General features: G+C 49.3%; 4 protein-coding genes. 1 reads left to right on the forward strand and 3 read right to left on the reverse strand.

Translation table 11 applies throughout. From position 1 onward, the window contains the following. Positions 1-18 precede the first annotated feature (18 nt). Together NG833_RS26355 and tpiA are read right to left on the reverse strand one after the other, a co-directional pair. Positions 19-288 carry a hypothetical protein gene (locus NG833_RS26355; RefSeq protein WP_254568247.1) on the reverse strand — a complete coding sequence of 90 codons (270 nt, stop codon included), beginning with the start codon at positions 286-288 and terminating at the stop codon, positions 19-21. Positions 289-316: 28 nt separating this feature from the next. Beyond that, entirely contained in the window at positions 317-1045 is a 729-nt protein-coding gene (tpiA, locus tag NG833_RS26360) for a triose-phosphate isomerase (protein WP_015149286.1), read from the reverse strand. Positions 1046-1588: 543 nt separating this feature from the next. Here tpiA and NG833_RS26365 point away from each other — a divergent pair. Then, positions 1589-1813, forward strand: coding sequence for a DUF4327 family protein (locus tag NG833_RS26365; protein ID WP_254568248.1), 225 nt, complete (start codon positions 1589-1591; stop codon positions 1811-1813). 257 nt (positions 1814-2070) lie between these two features. On the opposite strand, the gene NG833_RS26370 is transcribed toward NG833_RS26365, so the two are convergent. After that, entirely contained in the window at positions 2071-4221 is a 2151-nt protein-coding gene (locus tag NG833_RS26370; protein WP_254568249.1) for a polyribonucleotide nucleotidyltransferase, read from the reverse strand. Positions 4222-4371 lie beyond the last annotated feature (150 nt).

The following is a 4371-nucleotide window of genomic DNA, read 5'->3' on the forward strand; positions in this document are numbered from 1 at the left end:
CCTACACATACCTTCCTTTCAACTGAAGAGAACGACTGAAGTCGTTACTACAAACGAAGAGAACGATTGATACCCAATTTGGTTGTTAAAATTTTTCTTTAGCCCGCGCAGGCGGGCTTCGTTCGTATAGCCCCACCCTTCCAGGGTGCGGGTTTCTGTATGTTTTAGCCCGCGCAGGCGGGCTTTGTTCGTGTAGCCCCACCATGCACGGGTGCGGGTTTCTTTCCTAAACAGTCCAGGGCGCACCGCAGAGCGCCCCTTCTGCTTGATTCTGAGATTGGATGCCAATTCGGAACTGAACCCTTATCCCTTCAACCTAAGCGCGATAATTGACAATTTTGCCCCAGCTATCCGGGGTGAGGCTGGCTCCACCGACCAAAACCCCATCAATTTCCGGCTTTGCCATCAATTCATCAATGTTGTCTGGTTTCACCGACCCGCCATACTGAATCGTCACATCTTTATTATCCAATTTCGAGCGAATCAACCCGATGACGCGGTTTGCTTCGTCGGATTCACAGGTTTCCCCAGTCCCGATCGCCCAAATCGGTTCATAGGCAATCACCAACTTCGTTTGGTCAATCCCTACTAGGTCTTTTTCCAGTTGACCTAAAATGTGAGATTCCGTCTCATTAGCGGCGCGTTGTTCCTTGGTTTCCCCCACACAGAGGATGGGAATCAGTCCATATTTCTGGGCTGCTTTCAGGCGCAGGTTCACCGTTTCATCGGTTTCCCCAAAATATTGACGGCGCTCGCTATGCCCGATAATGACATAGCGCACGCCGATTTCCGTCAGCATTGGGCCAGAAATTTCTCCCGTATAGGCCCCTACTTCTTCCCAGTGAATATTTTGAGCACCGAGGCGAATGCGACTCCCGTGCAAATTCTTGGACAGGGCGCTCAAAGCAGTGAATGGCACGCACAGAACCACTTCCCGATTTTCCGGGGCGTCCTCTACGGTGGGTTTGAACCCCTCTAAAAACTCCAGGGCTTCTGCCTGGGTTTTGTACATTTTCCAATTACCGGCCAGAATGATTTTTCGCACGGTTAACTCAGTCAGATACAGAATTCGACAAAATACTGACTATGAGTGTAAAGCGAATTGGGATCGTTTCACGCCAATCTTGCTAAAAAGTCCCAAAAAGTCTGGGTGGGGCCGTAGGCTTTTGAGGGCCTCCGGGGTGACTCCCGACTCAGGGTCTGGAGTTTTGGGTTGCTAATCTTTGATGATGCATTATGAATTTTAATGAAGAGAGCGATGCAGTGGTCACTACAAAAAACTGAATAACCGCTCAAGTCATCCCTCGGAAGTCAGAAAATTCATAGAGGCGTCCTCCCAGGTTCTTCCCCGTTTGTAGTAACGACTTCAGTCGTTCTCCCCTCTTCAAAGTAGAATGGGCATAACCCAACCTCAACCCAACTTTCAGAGGAAGCGAGGGGTCTGAAGTCCTGATTCAACTGGATCAAAGGCTATAAAAATTGTTAGGGTTCGGGAACCATTTTGGTGTCGATTGTAGCCCAAACAGCCATTTAAAATATAAAATTAAGTAACTCTCCTACCACCCTAAAGGGGATAGCGGTTTTCAATATGGTTCAAGCTACTATCTCATATACCATAGGCTTTATCAAACAAGAAGCGCATCAACTGGTCAAACAAGGCATTCTCAGCCGTCAACAGCCGATTTATACCCTTTGCAAGTACATTCCCGCTCGCGAATGGGGAAACATCGAGCGAGAGTTAGAACAACATGACTTTTTGCTACGCGATCGCATCTGTGACTTGTTAGGTCGGGAAGATTGGGGCGACGATTAAGGTTAGATTAGGTCCACCCTCACCGTTGTGGTTTAATTTACTTACGGGTTAGGCATGAACTCCACCGCCCGGGGATATCCTGGGTGGGGTTTTTGTTTTGCCCTCAGAAACCGCGATCGCCCGATGGAAATGCAAAAAGCTTCTGAATTTCAGAAGCTTTCTATCACTCACTCTCACTTATAACCGATGCTCAATCCCTGTGGGCGGGCCATGAGCGACCCCTCCAGGTCAAATTGGAGGGATAAAGCTAGACTTTTCTACACGAGTCCTGCTGCTTCCCGAGCAGCTTGTGCTTCATCGGGATGAATGTTTAGACGAGTGAGATTGATCCGGCCTTTGTTATCAATATCGCGGACTTTAATCACGACTTGATCACCCACGGCGAGTTCATCCTCAACCTTGCCGACTCGGTAATCCGCAATCTGAGAAATGTGAACCATCCCTTCTTTTCCAGGGAGGAATTCCACAAACGCACCAATCGGAATAATCCGTGTGACGGTCCCCAGATAAACATCTCCTGCAGATAACTTGCGGGTCATGTTTTGGATAATGGTGACCGCACGCTGTGCCTTTTCACTTTCGATCGCCGAAACGGTGACGGTTCCATCATCTTGGATATCAATCTTCGCCCCAGTTTCCTCGGTAATGCTCTTAATCATCTTACCGCCCGGACCAATCACCATGCCAATGAATTCCGGATCAATCTTGATCGTCAACAGGCGTGGTGCGTAGGGAGAGAGTTCTTCCCGAGGCGTATCAATCGTCCCGAGCATTTTTTCCAGGATATGCAGTCGCGCTGGTTTCGCTTGCTGAATCGCCAAGGCGATCGTCTCCATCGACAACCCGGAGATTTTCATATCCATCTGCAAAGCAGTGATCCCCGTATCGGTTCCCGCTACCTTGAAGTCCATATCCCCTAAAAAATCCTCGATCCCCTGGATATCGGTCAAAATCCGAACTTCATCGCCCTCTTTAATCAAACCCATTGCTGCACCAGAAACGGGTTTCTTAATCGGGACACCGGCATCCATGAGACCCAAAGTCGAACCGCATACCGAACCCATTGAGGTGGAACCGTTGGACGAGAGTACCTCAGAGACAACGCGAATCACGTAGGGGAATTTGTCATAATCCGGTAACACCGGCAATAAGGCACGTTCTGCTAAAGCGCCATGACCAATTTCCCGACGTCCAGGCGATCGCATCGGTCGAGTTTCTCCCACAGAAAATGGCGGGAAGTTGTAATGATGCAGATACCGCTTTTCATCTTCCGGATGCAAGTCATCGGCTAAATCTTGGGCATCTCCAGGAGTTCCCAAAGTGACCAACGATAATACCTGAGTTAATCCCCGGTTAAATAAAGCGCTACCATGAACCCGCTGGGGCAACAGTCCCACGCGACAGGAAACAGGCCGTACTTCGTCCAATTTCCGACCATCGACGCGCACACCATCTTCGACAATCTGCCGCCGCATCAGTTTCTTGGTGACTTCTTTAAAGACTTTCCCCAACGCTTTGCCATCGGCAGTTGCTGCAACCCGGACGGGTTCTTCCTCGGGCATTTCGGCAATTTGCGCTTGGATACCCTCTTTAATCTCATCTAAGCGCGTATCCCGGAGGTTTTTGTCTAAATACTGAGACAAAATCCCTTTAATATCATCGGTCGTCCGTTCTTGAATGAACGTTTCCAGGGTCTGATCAACCTCTGGGGTGGGTTCAATTACCTGCTCAATTCCCAACTCTTCCATGATTTCCCGCTGCGCCTGAATCAAGTCGCAGGTGGCTTCATAGCCGAAATCAATGGCTTCGATGATATCCTGTTCGGGAAGCTGATTTGCACCGGCTTCCACCATGATCACCCCGTCGGGACTTCCGGCGACCACCAGATCTAAATCGCCCGAGGTGATTTCTTTATAAGTGGGATTAATGATAAAATCATCACCCACCAAACCGACGCGCACGGCTGCCATTGGACCATGAAAGGGAATTCCGGCTAACTGCACGGCCACGGAGGCACCTGTCACCGCCAAAACATCCGGGGGCACTTGGGGGTCCATTGACCAAGTTGTAGCGACGATTTGAATATCATCCCGAATCCACTGGGGAATCAAAGGCCGCAACGGACGGTCAATCAATCGACAAGTTAGGGTGACCTTTTCCGGTGGTCTTCCTTCGCGTCGTAAGAAGCCCCCAGGAATTTTTCCCCCTGCATAGAGGCGTTCTTCGTAATCGACCAACAATGGAAGAAAATCAATCCCTTCTCTGCCCTGAGAACGGGTCGCCGTCACGAATACAGCCGTATCTCCCGACTGAATCAATACTGCACCACCCGCCTGGGGTGCAAACAACCCAATAGTGAGTCGAATATCCCGTCCATCAAAGGATATTGACTTTTCAATTTCTTTCATGCAGTCCTTTTTCTATGTAATGGGTCTACAGATTTTTTAAAAGGCCCTCTCGTTTCTAGTAGAGGGCCGTCTTCTTCAATCCTATCTTACTCTTTTGGGTGCAGAACCTTCATTAGTTCTTCAAAAAGGATCTCTACTCCCTTTGCTGCG

It is taken from the genome of Oscillatoria sp. HE19RPO, assembly GCF_024220515.1.
Taxonomy (GTDB): Bacteria; Cyanobacteriota; Cyanobacteriia; order Cyanobacteriales; family Laspinemataceae; genus Laspinema.

Coding starts and splice junctions, on each gene's coding strand:
- NG833_RS26365 (WP_254568248.1), top strand. CDS start 1,589: ATGGTTCAAGCTACTATCTCATATACCATAGGCTTTATCAAACAAGAA.
- NG833_RS26370 (WP_254568249.1), bottom strand. CDS start 4,221: ATGAAAGAAATTGAAAAGTCAATATCCTTTGATGGACGGGATATTCGA.